The following is a 2,098-nucleotide window of genomic DNA, read 5'->3' on the forward strand; positions in this document are numbered from 1 at the left end:
TGATATACATGTATAGCAAATGGTGTTCGGGAGGTTTATATGCTTGCTATCCGGTTATCTGATGAGATTGAGTCCCGTCTGGACTCGCTGGCGAAGCAAACCGGCAGAACAAAGACGTTTTATGCGCGGGAAGCAATACTGGCGCATCTGGAAGACCTGGAGGATTATTATCTTTCAGCAGAAACTGCTGCACGCGTTCGCCGTGGTGATGAAGCAGTGCATTCGTCTGAAGACGTGAGGAAGTCACTTGGTCTGGACGATTAACTATTCCGATCGGGCGCTCAAATCGTTACGCAAGATGGACAAACAGAACGCACGACGGATTGTGGATTTTATGAGTTTACGCATTGCAGTTGCTGCCGATCCTCGCCAGTCAGGGAAGCCGCTCAAAGGTGAGCTGGGCGAGTTCTGGCGCTATCGGGTGGGAGATTATCGCGTTCTGTGTGAGATCCGAGATGACGAGCTTGTTATCCTTGCCGCCACGATTGGACATCGCCGCGAAGTTTACGACTGAAGCCCGCTATGCGGGCTTTTTTGATGCCGACAACAGGTATTATGGTAAATACTCGACTAACTACGTGTTCTACTGTTTGTCGGTTTTAGTTAACCAGCAGGTTGTCTTAACGATAATGTAGCCGTTATTTTTAACTAATAAGGTCATATTGTTAACGTCAGGCATAATAAAAGACATTATGGCCTCAGAGTTATCATCAGAAGCAGCTCTCTGCATTACTACTTCGATTCCCTTTTCTTTGAATCTATAAGTATCCAGTTGCCTATTAAACTTAGAAAGACCTACAACCATACTTAGTTTGTTATCTTTAACAGTAAGAGATGCTTCCTGAGTACCATTACATCGGTAGTAAGCGGTGTAACCGTCAGCAAAAGATCGACCGGGGAATATAAATGCTAGGAACGCAATTAACCAATACATAGTTGAGAATCTTGGTATTACACATTTCACTATCCTCTCTTTCATTTTTCGTTCACCATACTTTGTTATCTGATTTTTAATTTTTCTATTTTATAAACCAAGTCTCTACCAAAAAGGCGAAAATTATCCTCAAATAATAATAATTGTTTAAGAACATCCATGAAAGCAGCTGCTTCACCCTCAGTTATGGGAGCTACTCTATATAACATATAACCTGAGTTAAGGGTTTCTTTTATACTTTCTTCAATGCTCATTATAAATATTAGTGGATTATCATTTTTCTTCCCCCATGGGTTTCTAATTAATCCTTCGATGTACTCAGGTCCTTTGCGTCCTATTGCCTGCGCAATATTTTTTATTTCATCTGCGTGAGGGCTTTGTTGTACAGCTTTGTTTATGCCTGCTTGAGTGATTTTCAGAGACTCTACACCGTGTATGTTGTATGAGATAAAATGTAATAAATTAAGATGCAATGCAATTAATCCATTTTTGTTTACATCTGAGTATTTGGATAAAAAACGTAATGAAGTGTTAACTCTCCCTTGAAGCCTAACAATTGGNTGCCTTGTATATTTCCTTCTCCGTTAAATACCGTTTAAAAAACATAATTCTCCGCCTCCGTATAGCGTGCCTATTTTATTTCGTCGTAAAACTTAGCTCTGAAATATTCCTTTAGAACCATCATGTCATTAATAATTGAATCTATCTCATCCATTTTTTCTTGGTATTCTTTTAATGGTGAAGGGAGCGGTAACTCAATATTTGAAAAGTGATTGGCGAGATAGGGATCAAGGTTTCTCATCCATTCAGGCTTTTCGCCAATGCGTTCTTCAACTGAAAGTGAACCTGATAATCTCTGGTTAATAAGATCACTTAGACTCATTTTGGTTTTATTCGAAAGCCGTTGTAAGGATTGCTTTAATCCTATATCTAGCATGATATTTGTTCTTTCTCTCATTACCCCCCCTTGCTATTGCGTTTTTTGTTGCGCACAAAGCTACCATTGCGCATTAAGAAACGCAATAAAAAAGGAGGGAGGGAGTGGTTTGTACATGATGTGCAGTGCGCTGAGGGCATCAGTGGCGGGTGTTTTTCCGTGGGATGGATGGAGCTCCGGGGATAACAGAACTGACGATCATTTAAAGGATCTTCTTGAGATCCTTT

General features: G+C 40.4%; 4 protein-coding genes. 2 read left to right on the forward strand and 2 right to left on the reverse strand.

What is annotated here, in order from left to right:
* Nucleotides 1-39 precede the first annotated feature (39 nt).
* On the forward strand, nt 40-264 hold the full coding sequence (gene relB, locus ABEB28_RS42325) for a type II toxin-antitoxin system RelB family antitoxin (protein WP_000879771.1): 225 nt from the start codon (nt 40-42) through the stop codon (nt 262-264).
* A complete protein-coding gene (locus tag ABEB28_RS42330) occupies nt 248-514 on the forward strand; it encodes a type II toxin-antitoxin system RelE family toxin (RefSeq protein WP_004197762.1) in 267 nt (88 codons plus the stop codon). The genes relB and ABEB28_RS42330 overlap by 17 nt, the downstream gene beginning before the upstream one ends.
* A gap of 485 nt (nt 515-999) precedes the next feature.
* Here ABEB28_RS42330 and ABEB28_RS42335 read toward each other — a convergent pair whose 3' ends face one another.
* Nucleotides 1,000-1,407, reverse strand: a complete 408-nt coding sequence (locus tag ABEB28_RS42335; protein WP_228733403.1) for a hypothetical protein — start codon at nt 1,405-1,407, stop codon at nt 1,000-1,002.
* 158 nt (nt 1,408-1,565) lie between these two features.
* Nucleotides 1,566-1,892, reverse strand: a complete 327-nt coding sequence (locus tag ABEB28_RS42340) for a hypothetical protein (RefSeq protein ID WP_050516389.1) — start codon at nt 1,890-1,892, stop codon at nt 1,566-1,568.
* Between the last annotated feature and the right edge of the window lie 206 nt (nt 1,893-2,098).

The organism is Cryptosporangium minutisporangium (assembly GCF_039536245.1).
Taxonomy (GTDB): Bacteria; Actinomycetota; Actinomycetes; order Mycobacteriales; family Cryptosporangiaceae; genus Cryptosporangium; species Cryptosporangium minutisporangium.